Source organism: Cyanobacterium stanieri LEGE 03274 (genome assembly GCF_015207825.1).
GTDB classification, from domain to species: Bacteria; Cyanobacteriota; Cyanobacteriia; order Cyanobacteriales; family Cyanobacteriaceae; genus Cyanobacterium; species Cyanobacterium stanieri_B.
Genome location: NZ_JADEWC010000015.1, coordinates 32,130 through 52,743 on the forward strand (window position 1 = coordinate 32,130; position 20,614 = coordinate 52,743).

The following is a 20,614-nucleotide window of genomic DNA, read 5'->3' on the forward strand; positions in this document are numbered from 1 at the left end:
AGATGGTGTTTCAAAACTATTATTACTATTGCGTATTCCCTATTGCCAAACTAAACTAAAAATCATATTAAGTCCACTTGATCACTTACAAATTCGCAATATTAATATCTGAGTTCAATTTATTGAACGAACTACCATTAGCCGTGTAATTCATTACACGGTGGGGCAAGTGCAAAGATACAATCTATTGATAACTAATTATCCGAACTTTATATCATACCTTAACTCACCAACGCCCCATTGCCCATTCCAACCCCTAATTACAAAGACAACCAAACCAATTAATCAAAGTCTCCAATTGTTGAGTCGGTTTCATAGCCCCCAAACCCCTGACAACAACCTTCTTCTTAGCATAAACAAAACGAGAATGTAAATGGGGAGGCAACTTTTCTAATAACAAATTCCAAGCAGGTTCTAACATCGGAGTTTCTAAGATAATATTTTGTTTACCCTCAGGCTTAATGCGAGAAAAACCAATGGATTTCGCCTTATATTTCAAATCTGCCACCTTTAACAATTGCTTGGCGGGTTCAGGAATTTCCCCATATCTATCCAACCAATCCCGCTCAATTTGCTTAATATCTCGATCGCAACTAACCGTTGCCACCCCCCGATAAGCATCCATTTTTTGCTCCATATCAGCAATATAACGATTAGGAATAAATGCCATTAAATTCAAATCAATTTGAGTATCTTCCACCGTGGGAATTTCCTGCCCTTGAATTTCGTCGATGGCTTCTTTTAACATCTCCGTGTACATCTCAAAACCAATGGCTTCCATTTGCCCCGATTGCTCAGCTCCCAAAAGGCTACCAACCCCCCTTATCTCCATATCACGCATGGCCAGATGATACCCTGAACCCAATTGGGAAAACTCCTGTAATGCCCGTAAACGTTTTCTAGCGGTGTCTGAGAGGGCTTTATCTTCAGGATATAACAACCAGGCGTGGGCTTGTACCCCCGATCGCCCCACACGTCCTCGAAGCTGGTATAATTGGGCTAAACCGAATTTTTGGGCATCTTCCACAATAATAGTATTCACCCTAGGAATATCTAGCCCTGATTCGATAATGGTGGTACAAATCAACAAATCAGCATCCCCATTATTAAAACCTAACATCGTTGATTCTAGCTCCCCCTCTGGCATCTGTCCATGGGCTATACCAATGCGTAAACTGGGAATCATGTTTTGTAACATTTCCACCACCTTATCCATGCCCTCAATGCGCGGTAATACATAAAATATTTGTCCTCCCCTGTCCAACTCATTACGAATGGCAGTGCGAATAATGCCTTCATTAAAGGCACTAATGTGGGTTTTGATGGGGCGACGACTAGGGGGAGGGGTGGTAATCAGGCTCATTTCCCTAACTCCTGAAATGGACATATAAAGGGTACGAGGGATGGGGGTAGCGCTGAGGGTGAGAACATCCACAGAGGTTTTCATCGCTTTGATTTTTTCCTTTTGATTTACCCCAAATCTTTGTTCTTCATCTATTACTAATAAGCCTAAATCTTTATATTTAATAGTTTTGCTTAAAAGTTGATGAGTACCCACTACAATATCTAATTCTCCTGTGGCCAATTTTTGCATAATTTCTTTTCTTTCTGAAGCGCTGCGGAAGCGATTTAATAAGCCAATATTAATGGGATAAGGAGAAAATCTTTCTAGGAGAGTATGATAATGTTGTTGGGATAAAATGGTAGTGGGAGCTAAAAATGCCACTTGTTTATGACCTGCTGTAACCACTTTAAAAATAGTTCTAATGGCTACCTCTGTCTTCCCAAATCCCACATCTCCACATACTAAACGATCCATGGGGCGATCGCTCTCTAAATCCATTTTTACATCTTGAGTAGCCTTCAATTGATCTGGGGTTGGCTCATAGGGAAAAGAATCTTCTAATTCCCTTTGCCATGGAGAATCCTCGGGATAAACAAACCCTGTTAATTTAGCACGAGTGGCATATAATTTTACTAAATCCACCGCTAATTTTTTAATGGATCTACGGGCTTTATTTTTAAGATTATTCCATTCTTTTCCTGTTAGTTTATATAATTTAGGATGCTTACTATCACTGGAGCGATAACGGCTTAATACCTCAGAATTTTCCGCAGGTACTCTCAAAATACCATCAAGATATTTAATTACTAAATATTCACGACTAGCCAAAGTTTCTAACTCAATAAATTGACCGATACCGTGATGTTTATGTACCACAAAATCATTAGGTCTTAACTTGTCTAAATCAACCTGTTTTGAGGCCGCTTTTCTCCTTTTTCTAATGTAAGTAGGACTAGCTAAATTATGTTGTCCAAAAAACTCTTTATCCGTAACAATTGCAATGCGAAAAGTAGGTAATATAAAACCTTCTAATTCCGCCTGTCCTGAATACTTTAAAGCTACCGCTGTATTTTGGCGATGGGATTTTTCAATGGTGGGAAAATCTAGGGGATTAGAGATAAATTGAGCAGGGCAATCATGCTCTTGTAATAAGGCTACCGAGCGCATGGGTTGGGCAGAAATTAACCAAGTATTATATTTACTTAAATCGATGGTATTATATACTTCTTTTTTACCCCTAATTATTTCCCCTATTTTTGCAAATTGATGAGGGCGAACAGGTAAAGGACGGGATGATAAATTAAGACTATTTTCTTGGTTTTCTTGGGCAATTTCTGAAAGATGAATTTGCGGATATTTAATAGTTTGTAAAGACTTCTCAAGGGTACGATGGAGAGAGGGTAAAAGATTCCCGTTAGTTTCATTGATTAACTGCCATTTTTCCTCGGCTTGTTCTGTCCAAATATTACTATGGGCAAGGCACTGGCTTAGTTCGTCCACCGCCACTAGGGTATCATCATCAAAATAGTCGAGGATACTTGCCACGGGGTCAAAGGCAAAACCCAGAAAACGAGTCACCCCTTCAGGATAAATGTTGTTTTGCAAATTATCTTGCTCTAGGGGAGTCAAGTATGGTTCAATAGTTTCTATGGTGGGTATGTTCTGCAAAATAATGCTATCCCACGAACTAGGAGTTAAATTAAGACTTTCAATTTGATCTAGGCTACGTTGAGAAACGGGGTCAAATTCCTTGATTTGTTCTAATTCATCGCCAAAAAACTCTAATCTAATGGGTAATTCCGCCGACACGGGAAATATATCGATCAAATCTCCCCTTTTTGCCCACTGTCCTTCGCTTTCTACTAAATTAACTCTCTCATAACCCATGTTTGTCAAGGTGAGGTCAATTTGTTTACTATTAAGGGTTATGCGCTCGGTTAGGTTTAAACAATATTGATTAAAAACATCGGCAGGGGGTAAATGGGGCTGTAGGGCTTGTTCGGTAGTGACTACGGCAACAGGTTCTTTTTTAGTAATTAAACCGCTGAGGGTCTGCATCTGTCCCCAAATCATCTCGGATTCAGGGTTCAGGGCTTCGTAAGGACTGGCGGAGGTGGTGGGATAGAAAAAAACTTGTTTCCAGCCCATGGCTTCTATATTAGCCATCCAACGGGCGGATTCTTCGAGGGTAGCACAGATAATTAATAAATTTTTGTTCTGTTTTTGGGCAAGGGCGGAGGTGACTAAGCCTTTTACGAGTCTTGATGCACCTTGGAGGTGAAAAGGTTTATCAGGGTGAATTTTATGGGTTAATTCGTTGCTGAGGGGAGAATGTGCGATCGCCCTTATAACAGAAGAAAAGCTCATTTAATAACAATTTAGAATTGATAATTGATAGTTGATAATTAGTTTTTTAAATTATCCGTTATCTTAATATATTAACCTCTGTTCGGGATTTGTCAGTATGGTTAGGTTTCAGACTGTAAGTGTTAAATTGATCATGGGTAGGAATGACAATAGTTTAATTGTCCATTGTCAACTGTCAATTGTCCATTAAAAAAATTGCTTGAGTCTCAACTACAAACTTTAACTATTATATGGAGCTAAGCGGATTCGAACCGCTGACTTTCACAATGCCATTGTGACACTCTACCAACTGAGTTATAGCCCCTTGCGTGGTAAGCAATAACTATTATGTCATAAACCAAAAAAAAAATCAACCCCAATTCCCTAAGACTCATAATTATTTGTCTATTGTTTGAGAATGGCTATAAACTATTGATTATTATTCATGACTGAGTATTATTAATTTTATTTGTATGAAATGTAGAGTTATTGTAATTACGTCGGGAAAAGGAGGAGTCGGCAAAACCACCGTTACCTCAAATTTAGGTACAGCCATTGCCCAATTAGGAAAAAAAGTTTGTTTAATTGATGCTGATTTTGGTCTGAGAAATCTTGATTTATTGTTAGGATTAGAACAAAGGGTGGTATATACCATTATGGACGCCCTAGCCGGAGAATGTACCCTTGAAAAAGCCATTGTTAGGGATAAACGCACCCAAGGTTTACACCTACTCCCTGCGGCGCAGAATCGCACCAAAGATGCCATTACCCCCCAAGAGATGAAACAGGTAATTGCTCAACTCAAACCTAATTTTGATTATATTCTGGTGGATTGTCCTGCGGGGATTGAAATGGGCTTTAGAAATGCGATCGCAGCGGCCACAGAAGCCTTAATCGTTACTACCCCCGAAGTGGCAGCGGTGAGGGATGCGGATAGGGTAGTCGGTTTACTCGAGAGCGAAGGAATGGAAAGTATTCGCTTAATTGTGAATCGTTTACGCCCTGAGATGGTGGAAATGGATGAAATGATTAGCGTAGAGGATATTCTTGATTTGTTGGTTGTTCCCTTAATTGGCATTATTCCCGATGATAAAAGAATTATTACATCTTCTAACCGTGGTGAACCCTTGGTTTTGAACAAAGAGCCTTCTTTACCCGGTATTGCCATCAAAAATATTGCTAAACGCTTAGAAGGGGCGGACATTCCTTATTTAGATTTAATGGCATCTCAAGATAATTTTTTCACTAGAATTAAACGCTTTTTGGGAATGTCTGAACAAAAATAAAGACTGGTTTTGCTTGAGTTATGGTTAATACTATCCCACGAAGGATAATAAAAACCTTTACTCCTTGTTATTTCATTGCCACATAAATTATTATTTAAGTTGATCTCAATTATGATTAAAAATTTTTTTACATCCATTACCTCTTGGGGTGCTACAGAAAAAAGTGGTAAAAGTGCTAAAAACCGTCTCGAATTAGTTCTTGCCCACGATAGGGCAGGGGTTAATCCCGAACTAATTGAAAAAATGCGCTTAGAAATTTTGGAGGTAGTTAGTCGCTATCTTGACATTGACATTGAGGAGATGGATTTTTCTATTCAAAGTAGCGATCGCACCACATCCTTAAAAGCAAATTTACCAATCAAAAAAATAAAAAGAAATCAAGAAAATTAATATCTTATTTAGGCATGACGGCGGTGGGAAATTACCCAACTAAAAATGGGTAATAAAACCACACTAGCAAGGGAAATAATCACCATTAAATAAATCATATCCACACTTTCTGGAGTCATAATTAATCACCTCTTTTTGGGCTAGTTATATATAGCTATTTTTTTGGTATATTTAGCTACATTTATATCCTAACAATAGACTATCCATAAAAGTAATAATTGTTACAAAAAGCAATGGATAATCACCCATTTAACTCCTCCGAGCGCACCTTAGCCGCCTTTACCGCCTCGATGATACTGTGACGAAAACCATGTTTTTCCAGTTGAGAAACCCCCGCAATGGTAGTACCTCCAGGGCTAGTCACTTGATCTTTTAAAATCGCTGGGTGCAACTGCTTTGTTTTGATTAATTCTGCAGTACCTAGCACCGTCTGTAAGGCCAGTTGAGAGGCCACCGCACGGGGTAAGCCCACCGCCACACCGCCATCGCTCAGGGCCTCAATCATCATGGCAACAAAAGCAGGGCCAGAGCCTGATAATCCTGTCACTCCATCCATCAGATATTCAGGTACTTCCATTACCTCACCGATGGCATTAAAAATAGATAAAGCGACGGTTAAACCTTCCTTACTTACTTTACCATTAGGGGCGATCGCACTCATCCCCTGTCCCACCAAAGCAGGAGTATTCGGCATCACTCGAATAATACCCGCATCCCCAAAAACCGACTCCAACTTAGTTAAACAAGTACCAGCCAAAATAGAAATTACCAAATTAGGATAATCCCCAGACTCCATTCCTTGCAAATCCGATGCCACCGCCGAAAATATTTGAGGTTTAATGGCTAACAACAAAACCTCACAACCCTCGCACAACTCCCTATTACTATCCGTGGTAGCTACCCCATAACTACCCTGCCAATAGTCTCGGCGAGAAGATTGAGGTTCGCTAACTTGTATTTGATCAGATTGATATATTTTTTTTTCTAAAAGACGGGAGATGATAGCCTCAGCCATCACACCCCCACCAATAACGCCTAATTTAAAAGACACAGAATCTACTATATTTTAAAAGGTTAACAAAAGCTCAAATCTTAGCCTATTGAGCCAAAGAAGAAGATAAATCGGGTAGAGGGGTACTACTCCAAAGATTATCAGAAAAATTATTGGGAGTAAAATCATCAGAAAGACCATGATCAGACTTTTTCCCCACGCTAGAGTTTCCCTTAGAATTAGTTACCTGAACATTTCTAGGGGTAAACAGAAAAATAGACTCTCCTACCCTTTCGCAATTACCATCAAGGGCGGCAGTGCCTCCGGTGACAAAATCCACGGCCCTTTGAGCTTCGTAAGACTCCATAGAATTTAAATTTAACACAACGGCTCGTTGTTGTTTAAGAAGTTTGATCACCTCTGATGCTTGTTCAAAGGTATGAGGTTCAAAAATTTCAATTTCATTCATGGCTGTATTAACTCCAGGTAATCCAATTACATTGCTAGGGAAACGACTAGACATTCTACTACTTTGCTCCATATCTAAATCATGATTACTATCCATATCCATAGAAGAAGTATGACGGCGACGACGACTCAAAGAAGGAGAGTCATTAATGGTTGTATTTTCCATGCGGGGGTTTACCCTAGACAATAACGGTGAATTTTCTTCTTCCTCCTCATCTTCGATTATTCCTTCAGACATCATTTCTTCCATTTCTTCCTCATAAGGGTTATAATTATTTTCCTCCTCGAGGGAATCATAATCTTGATTTGGTCTATTAACGATGCTTTTTAGTTTTTCTAGGCCGCCAAAAATTTTTTCTCTCACGGTTTTAATTGTGGTTACAACTTTTGTATGATAATACCTATTTTTGCTTAATAACAAAAACTTACTTAAGATTAAATCATAAAAATGGAATTAGTTACTTTTTTTGTGATTAATCTACTATAAAAGGAAGACTTTTTTTAGGTAGTAGAAAACTTTTTTCAACTAATTTACTTATGAATGAAAATACATCCTTAGCCCAAGAGCTAAAAGAAGCTAAAATTGCTTTTCAGAATGCTTCATTATATGCTCGTTTTCAAGCGGGTTTTTTGGGGAGGGTTTCCCATGAAATCCGATCGCCTTTAGGTAGTTTAATGAGTATTCATCAGCTAATTTTGAATGACTTGTGTGAAAGCGAGGAGGAGGAAAGGGAATTTATCGCCCAAGCCTACGAATATAGTAAAAAATTAATGAATATGTTAGATGAATTGATTGAAATTTCTAAATTAGAGGCAGGAAGATTTGAATTAGAGTTAGTGCCTTTGAAATGTCTTGATTTTTTAAAATTTGTACAGGAAAAGATGAAAATGCAAGGGGCTAACCGCAATGTTATTTTAGATGTGGCGATGGTGGATGAGAGTCTGATGATTATGGCCGATAGGGAAAAATTAGCCCAAGGATTTTTTTATTGGTTAGAGGTGGCCATCGATGTTTCCCAACTAGGTACGATTACCCTAGGGGCAGATTCCCAAGCCCCTGATAATTATTCACGGCTTACCATTAATTTACCGTTTTCTAGTGAGGAGTTTAAGGAATCTAGCCAATTTGAGGAGTTATCTTTTCATCAAACCAAAGGGTTAGAGTCTTGCCCTACCCTGTCTGATGGTGCAAAAATTTCCCTTGCCCAAAGTTTGATTCATTTGATGGGGGGGCAGTGTCGCCTTCAGGAAATAACTGATAAAACTACCTGTTTAGAGATATTTCTTCCCAATTCGGGGAATTTTGCTTGAGGTCTTCTGGATTAGGATAAGTATTATATAAAACCATAGTAGTGGTTTCATTTTCAACAAAGCCAATTCTTTGATAAAACTTTTGTTGATGGGTGGTGGTGAGATAAATTCTTTCCACTCGGTTGAGAAGGGGATGGCTAATGAGAGTTTCTACGAGTTTACGTCCTAATCCTAAACCTTGGTATTCTCCATCAATGACTACATCCCAGATGGTGGCTCGATAGATACCGTCGGAAGTTGCTCTAGCACTACCAATTAGTTTTTGATGATCCCATACTGATATTACTGGATTACTGTGGGCGATCGCAATGGTGAGATCCTCAAGATTACGATTTTTTGTCCAAAAGGCATTTTTTTGGTAAAGTGCCAACAATTTTTCGAGGTCAATTTTTTCTTTATCGGTGCAAAACTTGATATGACTACAATCCATCTTGATTTCCTCCCCAACCATGGAGATTAAAAAAAAACAAAACTAATGAGCAATGGCATTAAATCTCAACTTAAAATGTCTTGTCTTTCACCATTTATTTTAATTTTGTCAACGGTAGCAGAAAAAAACAGTTGAAATGAATCCGATTACCTTTAGTGAAAATAATCCTAGCAAATATTGTTGAGAGTTTAACAGGGTTTAGCTTAAGATGTCTTTGAACGATGACAAAAATAATAACCCTAGTTAACTATTAATTGAGCTGTGTTTTTTGGTGTTTTAACAATTCTCTCTAGTCTATTTAATTTTTCCCCAACTCCCCCTCAAGTGCCGTTAATCCCTTGGCATGAAGCCTCTGTTTTTCAATTACCAACCCAAGGGGATGAGAAAGTAGATATGATTATGAAAAAATATTTACAGGGTTTAGAAAGTCGCAACATTTCCCTTAATCAACAGGGTATCTGGATGCAAACCCATTGGGCAACTCTGGCGGATAATCGGGGTACAATTCCCGCCCCTGCGGCTTCTCTTACTAAAGTTGCTACCACCTTGGTTGCTTTGGATAAATGGTCTATGGATCATCGTTTTCTGACCAAATTTTACATCACAGGAAGTATTAATGATGGAGTTTTGGAGGGAGATTTAATTGTTGAGGCAGGGGGTAATCCTTTTTTTGTGTGGGAAGATGCCATCACCCTTGCCCATGAAATTGAAAAACTCGGTATTGAAACCGTGGCGGGGAATCTGGTGATAGTGGGTGATTGGCGGATGAATTTTCGGGAAAATAATCGAGCTTCGGGGGATGACTTGCGACGGGCTTTTGATGGGGAAAGTTGGAATTACACCGTAGAAACTCAATATCAAACCATGGAAAATCCTCCCCCACGGCCTAAGTTAGTTATCCAAGGGAAAAATATTTTTCTTGATGGTTTACTCGCCCAAAGTCGTCTTTTATATACCCATTCATCACAATCCTTAACAGAAATTTTGAAGGCGATGAATATTTATAGTAATAATTTTATTGCCGAACATCTTGCCCAACAAATGGGAGGGGGTGAAAAATTAGGGGCGATCGCCTCTAAACTAAGTAATGTACCCCCCGCAGAAATTCAACTCATAAATGGCTCCGGATTAGGGGTAGATAACCGCATTTCTCCCCGTGCAGCCTGTAGAATGCTCATTGCCATTGAACAAAAAATTAAACCCCATAACCTCACCATAGCTGATTTATTCCCCGTCTCAGGCATCGATGAAGGAACAATCCAAGATCGTAAAATACCCCACGGCATAGCCGTTAAAACTGGTTCTCTAGCCGTTGTTAGTGCATTGTCAGGGGCGATCGACACCGAAGAAAGAGAAACCGTTTATTTCGCCATCATCAATTATGCTAACGGTTTAGACGACCTACGCAACCGCCAAGATGAGCTATTAATCGACTTGAGCCACCATTGGCAAATAAAACCCATATTACCCCACTCTGCCCATTAACACTCCCCATCACCTTAATAACTGCAACCTGTACAGACGTACCATGGTACATGCTCTATCATACTGACAAATCCCGAATTGAGGTTGATTATTAGCCATTGTTTAATTACGGTATGAAATATAGTTGAATCACACTAAAAACTAAAACCCCTAAATATTATAACTGTCTCCTGTTCCCCGTTCCCTTCCTCAACAAGAAATCATACCTAAAATCAGCAATGCCGATTATTGTAATGGTTCATTGCTCATTGTCCATTGTTAATTCCCTTTTTATGTAATAATTCTTAAAGAACTTTTAAGATTTCTAATATATAGCCATGAGTGATGCCGCCAACGAAAAAACTCTAGCCGAACAAGCCCCCCCAAGTTATGAATGTCGCTCCTGTGGATATAGATATGTTCCCTCTAAAGGGGATAGCAAAGGCGACATACCACCCGGTACACTATTTACCGACCTACCCAAACCTTGGAAATGTCCCGTCTGTGGCGCTCGTAAAACAGCCTTTGTGAACATTGGAGCTACCGATGCTCCCTCAGGATTTGCCGAAAACTTGGAATATGGCTTTGGGGTAAACAACTTAACCCCCGGACAAAAAAACCTCCTAATTTTTGGAGCATTATTCTTAGGATTTTTATTCTTTTTGAGTCTTTATACCTTAGGTTAGACCAAATTTAAATATATTTATGGTACAAAAAATGAACTTATTATTAAGTAAGCTAAAACAATTTATTATCGTTATTAGCGTCGGTCTATTATGTGTAAGTTGCGCTGTGGCAACCTCCTTGAGTAGTAACCCATGGGATGTCATTACCTTAGATACCGATGCCACCTTCGCCGATGTCGCCTTTACCGATGATCATAACCATGGTTGGTTGGTTGGTACAAAAGCCAGTCTTTTTGAAACCCTTGACGGTGGAGACACTTGGCAAGAAAAAATTCTTGAACTAGGAGACGAAAAAATAACTTTCAATGGTGTTAGTTTTTATGGTGAAGAAGGTTGGATTTCTGGTGAACCTTTTATTCTCCTCCACACCGTTGATGGTGGTAAAAACTGGGAAAGAATTCCTCTTAGTGATCAACTACCCGGCGCCCCCTATGGGGTAACTGCCCTTGCGCCTAACACCGCGGAAATGATTACTAATTTGGGTGCGATTTATAAAACTACTGACGGTGGTAAAAATTGGAAAGCCTTGGTAGAAGGTGCTGTGGGTGTGGCTCGTAATGTTAGTCGCTCTCCTAGTGGAAAATATGTGGCGGTGAGTGCTAGGGGTAATTTTTATTCCACTTGGGTACCAGGGGATACGGAATGGACTCCCCATTTACGTAATTCTTCCCGTCGTTTACAAAATATGGGCTTTTTTGATGATGAAAGACTGTGGCTCATTGCGAGGGGCGGTAGAATTCAATTAACTAGCTCGAAAGATTTTGAGGATTGGGAAGATGTGATTACCCCTGAATATTCCACTAGCTGGGGTTTTCTTGATTTAGCTACCCATGAAGATGAAATTTGGTTAGCTGGGGGTAGTGGTAATCTTTTAGTTAGTAATGATAGCGGTTTAACTTGGTTTAAAGATCGGGATGTGGAGGATGTTCCTTCTAATTTATACCGCATTGTTTTTCCTAATTCTGATCAAGGTTTTGTTTTAGGTCAACAGGGTATTGTATTAAAGTATAATCCTGATAATGCACCCCCTGAGTTTGAGGAACAAGCCTAGATTTGTTTTGATGGTGTGGTTTTTGAGGTGTTAGGTTAAGTTATTTGGATGACATCATTTATGTCATCTTGGGATTTTTCCTTGGAGTAAGGACAAATGACTGTTTATTTCATTGGGGCAGGAGTGGGAGGCATCGATTATCTGACGGTTAAGGCTCATGGTTTAATTTGTCGGGCTGATGTGATTATTTACGATGCTTTGGCTGATGATCGTATCCTTGATCTTGCCCCTGCCCATTGTTTACAATTAAATGTGGGTAAAAGGGGCGGACGAGTTAGCACTCCTCAGGATAAAATTAATCAGTTGTTGGTTGATTATGGTCAAAGTCATAATCTGGTAATTCGTCTTAAAAGTGGAGATCCTGGCATTTTTGGTCGTCTGACTCCAGAATTAAGGGCGATCGCCCCTTACAATATCAGTTATGAGTTAATACCAGGTATCTCGTCTATTCTGGCGGCCCCTTTACTCGCTGGGTGGAATTTGACGGAAAAAACCCACGGTAAACATTTTGTCGTAATTAGTGGGCATAATCCACATTCCCTTGATTGGCTCATTCTTGCTCAAATTGATACTATTGTTATTGTTATGGGGGCTAAAAATTTATCCCTAATTATTGATTGTTTGATAAGGGGCGATCGTCATCCTCATTCACCTATTACCATTATTAAAAATGCGGGAAGAACCAATCAACAAATATGGCAAGGAACATTAGATAATATTATGGAAAAAACGAAAGGATTAGCCCTCTCTCCATGTGTTATCGTAATTGGTAATCTAATTATTAATTAAGTCCATGGGAATTTTTGAAGATTTTAGCAACTTTTTAGAATCTCGATTAGAAGAATTTTTAAATAGTAATCCTAAACTTAAACTAGAAGTTTTATCAGAAGAATTAATCGCCCAGGAAAAGGAAACTATTAAACTAATTTTAAGATTAAAAGCTGAACAAAAAAAATTAGAACAAGAAATTATTGACTTAGGTCAAGAAATCCAAAAATGGCATCCACGTATCGAAAAAGCCAGACAATCAGGACGTTATGACTTAGCCCAAGAAGCCGAAATGAGAGAAATTAGCCTCCTTCAACAAGGAAAAATCGCTTGGGAAAAAATGGAAGATACTAAGAAAAAAATTATTGAATCCCGAGAGATTCTTAGTTCCATTGAAGATAAACAAAAAGAAGTTAAGCTAAAAATGAAGCAAACTCAATACTCCTATGGCAGTTCTCAAAGCTATAATTATTCTTCCCCTCAATATACTACTTACACCGATAATTTAGATCCCCTCGAACAAAAATTCAGGGAATGGGAAGTAGATCAAGAATTAAAAGATATGAGACAAAATTGAATAGAAAAATTAAAGTTGACTTTTGCCCCATGATGTGAGACTATAAAAATGTATTTTATATAATGGAAGTCTTTGCTGTTATTTTTAGTCAGTACATACCGATTATAATATAAGCATACCATAAAACTATGATAAATTGAAAAAATCTTTTCAAGAAAATGTATCTAAAGAAAAATTAATCAGGATACCAAAACATTCCTTTAATGCCCTCAGGGTCTAAAATAAAGCCCAGACGGCGATAAAACTCTACTACTTGAGGATCAGCAAATAGAGTAACATTACTAATATCGTCACTTCGTAACTTGCGAATCATATATTGCATCAAAACCTTACCTAACCCCTTATTCTGGAATCGAGGATGAATTACTACATCCCAGATGGTGGCATTAAAAGCATGGTCAGAGGTAGCACGGGCAAAACCTATCATAGCTTTTTTGTTACCCCTGATTTCCCAAGCGGAAACAACTAAGTAACTGTGTTCTAAGGCTTTTCTAACCTTTCGTAAGGGGCGTCTTGCCCAACCTACAGAATCACAAAGTTCCTCTAATTCATACAAATCTATTTCTTCATGGGTACTAAAGTATATTTGAGTATTGCCAAATTTGTCTGGATCCAGCGATACCCAGTCCTTGTTATCATCGTTAGCGTTGGAGCTATTGTCGTTGTTTGTTTTTGTAAATAATTTTTGCAACCAAACCATGCCCGTGTGGCTAGAGTTAGATATTTGTAGTTTTTAAAATGTTCATTGAGTCTGGGTTTTAACCTTCCTCAATAGCCCTCTAAGCATCATATCATAAAGAATTGAGAATTGATGACGAACCGTAAACAATTAAATTTTTGGGGTTACTGAATTTCTTTTTGTTTATGGGCAACTTTTGCCCAAGATGCCAATTAATTTTTGTAAGTCAGAAATGTTGTGGGTAGCCATAATCGAAAGACGTAATCGGCTAGTGGGTACAGTGGGAGGGCGAATGGCAGGAATATAAAAGCCGTTATCACGCAGTTTTGAGGAAATAAATAAGGCTTCAGAAGCATCTTTGAGGGGTAAACACAAAATGGCGGAATCTGAAGGCAATAAGGTTAAATTAGCCTGATTACATAGTTTTTTGAGTAAATTAATATTAGTCCATAGATTGTGACGACGATGGGCTTCGGTGCGGATTATATGAATGCCCGTCAATGCAGCGGCGGTGTCTGGGATGGAAAGTGCTGTAGTATAAATCCAAGTGGGGCAGCGGTTACGCAAAAAATCGATCAATATTTCGCTTCCTGCCACATAACCTCCTAAACTACCGACAGCTTTACTGAGAGTACCAATTTGAATAATACGCTCATTTTTTAGCCCAAAATGTTCTAAACATCCGGCCCCTTGCTTACCCATTACCCCTGTGCCATGGGCTTCATCTACCATTAACCAACAGTCAAATTTTTGGGCTATATCTAATAATTCAGGAAGGGGGGCAATGTCTCCATCCATGCTAAAAACACTGTCGGTGATAATCAAACAATGGCGATGGTTGGCTCGATTTTTATTTAGTTTATCGACTAAATCTTCACAGTTAAGATGTTGATATTCCAGAATAGAGGCTTGGCTCAATTTTGCTCCATTTTTGAGACTGGAATGGTTATATTCGTCCCCTAAAATGAGATCTTTTTTACCCATGAGGGCGGAAATAGTACCTAAATTTGCTAAATATCCCGAACTAAAAACAAGGGCTTTGGGGGTTTGTTTCAAAGAGGCGATCGCCCCTTCTAAATCATCATGGAGGGTTCTATGACCACTTAATAAACGAGATCCGGTGCTACCATTACCATAACGCTCGGTAGCTTCTATTACCGCCTGTTTAAGACGAATATCTGTGGCTAGTCCTAAATAATCATTACTAGCAAAATTAATTAACTGTTCACCATCAATGGTGATAGTGTAACCTGATAAATCAGTTATTTTTTGTTCTTGCCGATACCAACGAGCTTTTTTGATAGTAGAAAGGGACTTTTGTAAATGTTGCCCTAGAGAATCATTCATGAAAACCAATAAACAGTGAAGGTAAATTGACAATAGACCACGGACAATCGACAATAAATGAAGCTAAAAAATAATTTTTATTCCTCAATTAACATCTAATCTTATCAAAATTCTGGTTATGTTTTTATTAATTCCCGCCGCAGGTGTAGGTAAAAGAATGGGAGCAAAGGGCAACAAACTACTATTAAAATTACAAGATAAGCCCCTGTTGGCATGGACATTAATTAACGCTGAAAAATCCCAAGAAGTGGAATGGATAGGAATCATGGGGCAACCCTACGACTTCGAGGAATTTAACCAAATTATTGAACAATTATCCCTTACCAAACCCGTCACCTTGATAAAAGGGGGAGATACGAGACAACAATCTGTTTATAACGGTTTACAAGCCTTACCCAGCCATGCTCAAAAGGTGTTAATCCATGATGGGGCAAGATGTTTGGCAACCCCAGAATTATTTGATCGTTGTGCCAAAGCGTTGGATAATTGTCAGGGTTTAATCGCTGCTATCCCTGTTAAAGATACTATCAAAATAGTAGATGAAAACAAAACTGTTATAGATAGCCCTAACCGTGATTATTTATGGGCGGCTCAAACACCGCAGGGATTTAATGTAGAATTATTGAAACAATGCCATAATCAAGGGCTAGAGTTGGGCTGGGAAGTGACAGACGATGCAGCGCTGTTGGAAAGATGTGGTTATTCGGTGCAGATAGTAGAAGGGGAAGAAACTAATTTGAAGGTTACTACTCCTATGGATTTAACCATTGCGGAGTTTATTTTAAATCAGGGTAATGGTGATGGGGGGTGAAGGTGATGAGGAGTGAAGGTGATGAGGGGTGGAAGTGATGGAGGGTGAAGGTGATGAGGGGTAGAGGTTTAATTATCAATCGTTAATGGGGTTGCCACGAATATCAGTTACTACAATATCCCATTGTCCGTTGTTAGCGGTTTCAAAGACAATTTTTTCGCCGTTACTACTTATCATGGGGTTTCTAATTTCCTTGGTAGTTTGAGGAATTAAGGTTCTTTTTTGTTGGGTGGTGCGATCATATAAATATAAACCCGATTGTCCTTGTTTGACTACCATAAACACTAAATATCTACCGTCTTCGGAAATGGTGGGATTAGTGGCAATTTCATCAAAAGCGTTTAACCCTGGTAAATCGATTAGGCGACGATTTCTGGCATCAAATAAATAAATATCTTGAGAGCCGTTGCGGTCTGAAGTAAATGTGATAAAATTCCCTGCTATGTAGGGATTTAATTCTGAGTTACGACTATTTAAGCCCCTACCACCGTTGTCAAAGGGAAAATTGAGGGTGCGAGGATAGTTGCTACAACCAGTAATTGTTAATGCCATCAGTGCGGGAAGCAAAAGGATTCGTTTGACATTATGGTTAGGTTTCAGGCTTCTGGTTATAGGTTGCCGGTTTAAAATATGACCAACCTTTGTTAGTTCCTTGATGGAACTAAATACCAGAAAATTAATTAACATAAAGTTTTTCTAAATTTCTTAACCTGACACCTAACACCCAATACCCTGACACTTTTACAAGACTATAAATTTTATTCTTAATTCAGGTTATATTATACTCACATTTTGCCCTCTATCCCAAAATTTACTCATAAGGGAAGGCAAGGGGCAAAAGACAAGTTATAAGATAAAATAACTAGCAAATCTTAATGATCATTGATTTATGGCTTTTTTTATCCCTGATGAATCTCTCCAAAAAGTGGGGGAAGAAATTTTAAATAATACTTGGCAAAGGTTTCCTTCTTTAGCAAAAAATCAAGTGGCATTAACTTGGTTGGTGTATGATGAGCCGATTATTGTTAATACTGGGGGTGCTTTGTCGGTGGACGAGTTTTGGAGACATTCAATTCGGGGCTATAGTTATCGGGGGGATGAAAATCTTTATCCTGCTAGTGTGGTGAAACTTTTTTATCTCGTGGCTATTAAAGATTGGATTGAAACGGGGATGGTGGAAAGTAGCTCGGAGTTGGAGAGGGCTATTAGGGATATGATTGTGGAGTCGAGTAATGATGCTACTAGCTTGGTGGTGGATGTGTTGACGGGTACCACATCGGGCCCTGAATTGACGATCGCCCCTTTTCAAACATGGGCATATCAGCGTAATATTGTCAACCGTTATTATCAGTCTTTGGGGTGGGAAGAATTACAAACTATCAATGTCAATCAAAAAACTTGGGGAGATGGCCCCTATGGTAGAGAGAGGATGTATGTGGGGGAAAACCTCGAAAATCGTAATCGTTTAACCACCAGTGCGATCACCCGATTATTTCATAGTATAGTGGGAGGTGTGGCAGTATCCCCCGAAGCATCCCAAGCAATGATGGCTTTATTGCAAAGAGATGTAAACCAAAAAGTCCTCGCCCCTAATGAAGAAGAAAATCAAGTCAATGGCTTTTTGGGTGAGGCATTGAGTAAGGGCGATCGCCTTTGGTCAAAAGCAGGATGGACATCAAAAGTAAGACTTGACAGCACCTACATTGAAAAAAGTAACGGGAAGGCTTACCATTTAACAGTGTTCACCGAAGGTGCAGAAAATAGCCAAAATAGAGAGATTTTACCCTTTATCTCCTCCCAAATCAGTCAATTTATGGAACATTAATTAACTATTCAAAGTCAACCCATTGCCCATTGCCTATTGCCCATTATTTCCCCATTGCCTAAAAAAAAATGCAAACAATCGATTGGATAGTAGTCTTGTTATACCTCATTGCCACCATGGCAGTGGGCATATATCTATCAAAAAAAGCCTCCAAAAGTTTAGAAGACTTCTTCGTCTCTGGGCGCTCATTACCTTGGTGGTTAGCAGGTACGAGTATGGCCGCCACCACCTTTTCTATTGATACTCCTCTCTACATTTGTGGAGTCGTTGCCAGTCGCGGCATTGCAGGTAACTGGGAATGGTGGAGTTTTGGCTTTGCCCATGTGGTAATGATTTATATTTTTGCTAGATTATGGCGGAGGGCGGAAATTGTCACCGATGCGGAATTGACAGAGATTCGTTATGGAGGCAAAATGGCGGCAATTTTACGGGCAACTAAAGCCTTTTTATTTGCTGTACCCATTAACTGTATAGGTATTGGTTATGCCATGTTAGCCATGGTGAAGGTGGTGGATGCTTTGCAATTGTGGGAAAGTTTGGGGTTGAATGTGGGTGACAATGGCAAGTTATGGAGCGTTATTTTTGTTAGCTTTTTCGTCCTCATCTATTCAGGATTTTCGGGGTTATGGGGGGTTGTCGTCACAGACTTTTTCCAATTCTTCCTCGCCCTGTTTGGGGCTTTATTAGTGGCGGTGTTTGCGGTCAATGATGTAGGGGGTGTAAGGGCTTTAGTTACCCAAGTACAGACCATTACAGACATCGATGTATTGACTTTTATTCCTTTGGTGCGGGGAGATGGATTTTTGGGGTGGCAATGGAGCGATTTTGCGGGAATTAGTTTGACCACTTTTTCGGCTTATTTGTTTGTGCAGTGGTGGAGTTTTCGTCGAAGTGATGGGGGTGGAGAGTTTATCCAAAGATTGGTGGCGGCGAAGGATGAAGCGGAAGCGGAAAAGGCGGCATGGTTTTTTAATATCCTTAATTATATTGTCCGTACTTGGCCTTGGATTTTGGTGGCGTTGGCTGGTTTGGTGATTTATCCTGATTTGGAAGATGCGGAGTTGGCTTATCCTTTGATGATGTTAGACTTTTTACCTACCATTATTCTTGGTTTGGTGGTGGCTTCTTTGATAGCAGCTTTTATGAGTACGGTATCTACTTCTATTAATTGGGGGGCTTCTTATCTTACCAATGATTTATATCGTCGTTTCTTTGCCCCCGATGCTTCTCAAACTCAATTAGTTTTCGCTGGAAGGGTTGCTTCTGCGTTGGTGACTGTTATAGGTGCGATCGCCGCTTTTTTCGCCCAAGACATCGCCACAGTATTCCGCTTAGTGATTGCCATCGGTACAGGGCCAGGATTAGTTTTGATTTTACGCTGGTATTGGTGGCGCATCAACAGTGCTGCAGAATTAACAGCCATGGTGGTAGGTTTTGTCATCGGTTTGCTGAGCATGATTCCTAACCTTAATCTTTTTCCCACAGACTTTGGTTTAAGGTTAATGGTTATATCTGGTGCTACGGCAGTGGTATGGATTTCGGTAATGTATCTTACTCCCCCTGAGTCGGAAGAAACCTTAACCAGTTTTTATCTACGGGTGCGCCCTGCTGGATTAGGGTGGAAAAAACAACAGGATGCTACAGGAATTCAACCTTTACAAAATTTGGGCTTAGATGCCCAGAAAGTGGTAGCAGGGATAATGATTTTATTTGGCTCAATGTTATCCATCGGGGGCTTTTTACTCCTACAGTCAGGGGTAGGTTGGTTTTGCCTCGTGATGGCAGTAATCGGCGGTTTTTGGTTACGGCATCTCAACAAACAGCGGATTTTTAGTATGTCTCGCCCGGGTAAGGAGTAATGTTACACCAAATCCGATTTAGAAAATAGAGCATCACTCCCCTTACAATGAATTATAAAGCTAACAGTTCATAGTTCAATAAATTGAACTAAGGTATATTATGACTATCAATTTGGGCTAATTCTCTGAGCATATTTTCGACTTTTCTTACATTACGTAATGAAACAAATCCAATTTCCTCGCTGCGTGTATCTCCATCACTATCTTTCCAGCGTCTCATCCCCAAAATCACATCACCACTACCATCAGGTTTTTCTCGACGATATACATCTTTTACTTGCTCTGGAGTAAAACTTCTAATAACCATAGTTCTACTTCCCTGAATCATAATAGCTCGTTTATTAGTAATAACATAGACAGTGCTGCGCATAGTCTGCCATTGCCAAACAGGAGTAGATAACATCAAAAAACCGATAATCACAAAAGGTACTCCAAAAAGGGCAAATAAATATTCTGGTTGTGTGCCTTGTTGAAAATTAGGTAATTGAAACCCCAACGCACCCCACATCCAAAATACGGCAAAGCTAGTCCATGGAATACCAAATAATACCGCAGTTATAGAAGCTCCCGAAAAAAAATAAGCTATGGGTTGTTCAACCCATTTGACAATTTCTCCCCTATCCAATTCTTTCTCTATAGTTTGACGAAGTTGTTTAGGTATTTTCTGACTACTGGCCATAAAAACTCAAAATATTAAGTGAGTATTTTTATGTCATTAGCTTAACAAGAAAATAACCAAAATATTAACAATTTAGCAAAAAAAAGTATTAGATATTACATTGGATAATGTATCAAAAAAATATATTTTTATCAAATAAATTAATGATAAATGGTATTATTTCTATTCATTAAACTTTATGTATTGGGCATATAAGTCCTACAGAAGTAAAGTTGACAAAATATTATTTAAACTTGACCTTAATTTAAGATGCCGTTAAGGAAGTTGCCATAAACTTTTAGTGTTAAGAAATAAGGGGTTT

Annotated in this window: 19 protein-coding genes and 1 tRNA gene; 11 read left to right on the top strand and 9 right to left on the bottom strand. The window is 39.1% G+C overall.

The features are described from left to right. Positions 1 to 256: 256 nt before the first annotated feature. Positions 257 to 3,712: a transcription-repair coupling factor gene (gene mfd, locus IQ215_RS08120; RefSeq protein ID WP_193800818.1), complete on the bottom strand. Its 3,456-nt coding sequence runs from the start codon at positions 3,710 to 3,712 to the stop codon at positions 257 to 259. A 231-nt stretch (positions 3,713 to 3,943) separates the two neighbouring features. Then, a tRNA-Ala gene (locus IQ215_RS08125) sits at positions 3,944 to 4,016 on the bottom strand. Positions 4,017 to 4,164: 148 nt separating this feature from the next. Between IQ215_RS08125 and minD the strand changes: the two genes are divergently transcribed. Both minD and minE read left to right on the top strand, forming a co-directional pair. After that, positions 4,165 to 4,977 carry a septum site-determining protein MinD gene (gene minD, locus IQ215_RS08130; protein ID WP_193800819.1) on the top strand — a complete coding sequence of 271 codons (813 nt, stop codon included), beginning with the start codon at positions 4,165 to 4,167 and terminating at the stop codon, positions 4,975 to 4,977. Positions 4,978 to 5,088: 111 nt separating this feature from the next. After that, positions 5,089 to 5,367 (top strand): cell division topological specificity factor MinE, encoded by a 279-nt coding sequence (minE, locus tag IQ215_RS08135; RefSeq protein ID WP_193800820.1) that lies wholly within the window; start codon positions 5,089 to 5,091, stop codon positions 5,365 to 5,367. 241 nt (positions 5,368 to 5,608) lie between these two features. On the opposite strand, the gene proC is transcribed toward minE, so the two are convergent. Then, the gene (gene proC / locus IQ215_RS08140; RefSeq protein ID WP_193800821.1) at positions 5,609 to 6,418 is read right to left on the bottom strand and encodes a pyrroline-5-carboxylate reductase; all 810 of its coding nucleotides are present in this window, start codon (positions 6,416 to 6,418) and stop codon (positions 5,609 to 5,611) included. A gap of 46 nt (positions 6,419 to 6,464) precedes the next feature. Beyond that, complete coding sequence (locus tag IQ215_RS08145) at positions 6,465 to 7,190, bottom strand: cell division protein SepF (protein ID WP_347239023.1); 726 nt, start codon at positions 7,188 to 7,190, stop codon at positions 6,465 to 6,467. A gap of 173 nt (positions 7,191 to 7,363) precedes the next feature. On the opposite strand from IQ215_RS08145, the gene IQ215_RS08150 reads away from it, so the two are divergent. Beyond that, positions 7,364 to 8,137 (top strand): sensor histidine kinase, encoded by a 774-nt coding sequence (locus tag IQ215_RS08150; RefSeq protein WP_193800822.1) that lies wholly within the window; start codon positions 7,364 to 7,366, stop codon positions 8,135 to 8,137. Here IQ215_RS08150 and IQ215_RS08155 read toward each other — a convergent pair. Beyond that, positions 8,091 to 8,567: a GNAT family N-acetyltransferase gene (locus IQ215_RS08155; protein WP_193800823.1), complete on the bottom strand. Its 477-nt coding sequence runs from the start codon at positions 8,565 to 8,567 to the stop codon at positions 8,091 to 8,093. The genes IQ215_RS08150 and IQ215_RS08155 overlap by 47 nt on opposite strands. Before the next feature lie 261 nt (positions 8,568 to 8,828). Here IQ215_RS08155 and IQ215_RS08160 point away from each other — a divergent pair, with 261 nt between their 5' ends. From IQ215_RS08160 to IQ215_RS08180, 5 genes are all read left to right on the top strand, one after another. After that, complete coding sequence (locus tag IQ215_RS08160) at positions 8,829 to 10,052, top strand: D-alanyl-D-alanine carboxypeptidase (protein WP_193800824.1); 1,224 nt, start codon at positions 8,829 to 8,831, stop codon at positions 10,050 to 10,052. A 317-nt stretch (positions 10,053 to 10,369) separates the two neighbouring features. Continuing rightward, positions 10,370 to 10,717, top strand: coding sequence for a rubredoxin (locus IQ215_RS08165; protein WP_193800825.1), 348 nt, complete (start codon positions 10,370 to 10,372; stop codon positions 10,715 to 10,717). Positions 10,718 to 10,748: 31 nt separating this feature from the next. Then, on the top strand, positions 10,749 to 11,768 hold the full coding sequence (locus tag IQ215_RS08170) for a photosynthesis system II assembly factor Ycf48 (protein ID WP_193800826.1): 1,020 nt from the start codon (positions 10,749 to 10,751) through the stop codon (positions 11,766 to 11,768). 96 nt (positions 11,769 to 11,864) lie between these two features. Continuing rightward, the gene (cobA, locus tag IQ215_RS08175) at positions 11,865 to 12,557 is read left to right on the top strand and encodes a uroporphyrinogen-III C-methyltransferase (RefSeq protein ID WP_193800827.1); all 693 of its coding nucleotides are present in this window, start codon (positions 11,865 to 11,867) and stop codon (positions 12,555 to 12,557) included. Positions 12,558 to 12,561: 4 nt separating this feature from the next. Next, positions 12,562 to 13,113 (top strand): TIGR04376 family protein, encoded by a 552-nt coding sequence (locus IQ215_RS08180; RefSeq protein ID WP_193800828.1) that lies wholly within the window; start codon positions 12,562 to 12,564, stop codon positions 13,111 to 13,113. Between the two features lie 175 nt (positions 13,114 to 13,288). Here IQ215_RS08180 and IQ215_RS08185 read toward each other — a convergent pair whose 3' ends face one another. Next, positions 13,289 to 13,813, bottom strand: a complete 525-nt coding sequence (locus IQ215_RS08185) for a GNAT family N-acetyltransferase (protein ID WP_193800829.1) — start codon at positions 13,811 to 13,813, stop codon at positions 13,289 to 13,291. A 162-nt stretch (positions 13,814 to 13,975) separates the two neighbouring features. Further along, positions 13,976 to 15,139, bottom strand: coding sequence for an 8-amino-7-oxononanoate synthase (gene bioF / locus IQ215_RS08190; protein WP_193800830.1), 1,164 nt, complete (start codon positions 15,137 to 15,139; stop codon positions 13,976 to 13,978). 118 nt (positions 15,140 to 15,257) lie between these two features. On the opposite strand from bioF, the gene ispD reads away from it, so the two are divergent. Beyond that, positions 15,258 to 15,950, top strand: coding sequence for a 2-C-methyl-D-erythritol 4-phosphate cytidylyltransferase (ispD, locus tag IQ215_RS08195; protein WP_193800831.1), 693 nt, complete (start codon positions 15,258 to 15,260; stop codon positions 15,948 to 15,950). 75 nt (positions 15,951 to 16,025) lie between these two features. Here the strand turns inward: ispD and IQ215_RS08200 are convergent, their stop codons facing one another. Then, positions 16,026 to 16,502, bottom strand: coding sequence for a TolB family protein (locus IQ215_RS08200; RefSeq protein ID WP_193800832.1), 477 nt, complete (start codon positions 16,500 to 16,502; stop codon positions 16,026 to 16,028). Positions 16,503 to 16,839: 337 nt separating this feature from the next. On the opposite strand from IQ215_RS08200, the gene IQ215_RS08205 reads away from it, so the two are divergent. Further along, the gene (locus tag IQ215_RS08205) at positions 16,840 to 17,775 is read left to right on the top strand and encodes a serine hydrolase (protein WP_193800833.1); all 936 of its coding nucleotides are present in this window, start codon (positions 16,840 to 16,842) and stop codon (positions 17,773 to 17,775) included. A 68-nt stretch (positions 17,776 to 17,843) separates the two neighbouring features. Further along, entirely contained in the window at positions 17,844 to 19,634 is a 1,791-nt protein-coding gene (locus tag IQ215_RS08210; protein WP_193800834.1) for a sodium:solute symporter family protein, read from the top strand. Between the two features lie 88 nt (positions 19,635 to 19,722). On the opposite strand, the gene IQ215_RS08215 is transcribed toward IQ215_RS08210, so the two are convergent. Then, complete coding sequence (locus IQ215_RS08215; protein ID WP_193800835.1) at positions 19,723 to 20,313, bottom strand: hypothetical protein; 591 nt, start codon at positions 20,311 to 20,313, stop codon at positions 19,723 to 19,725. Positions 20,314 to 20,614 lie beyond the last annotated feature (301 nt).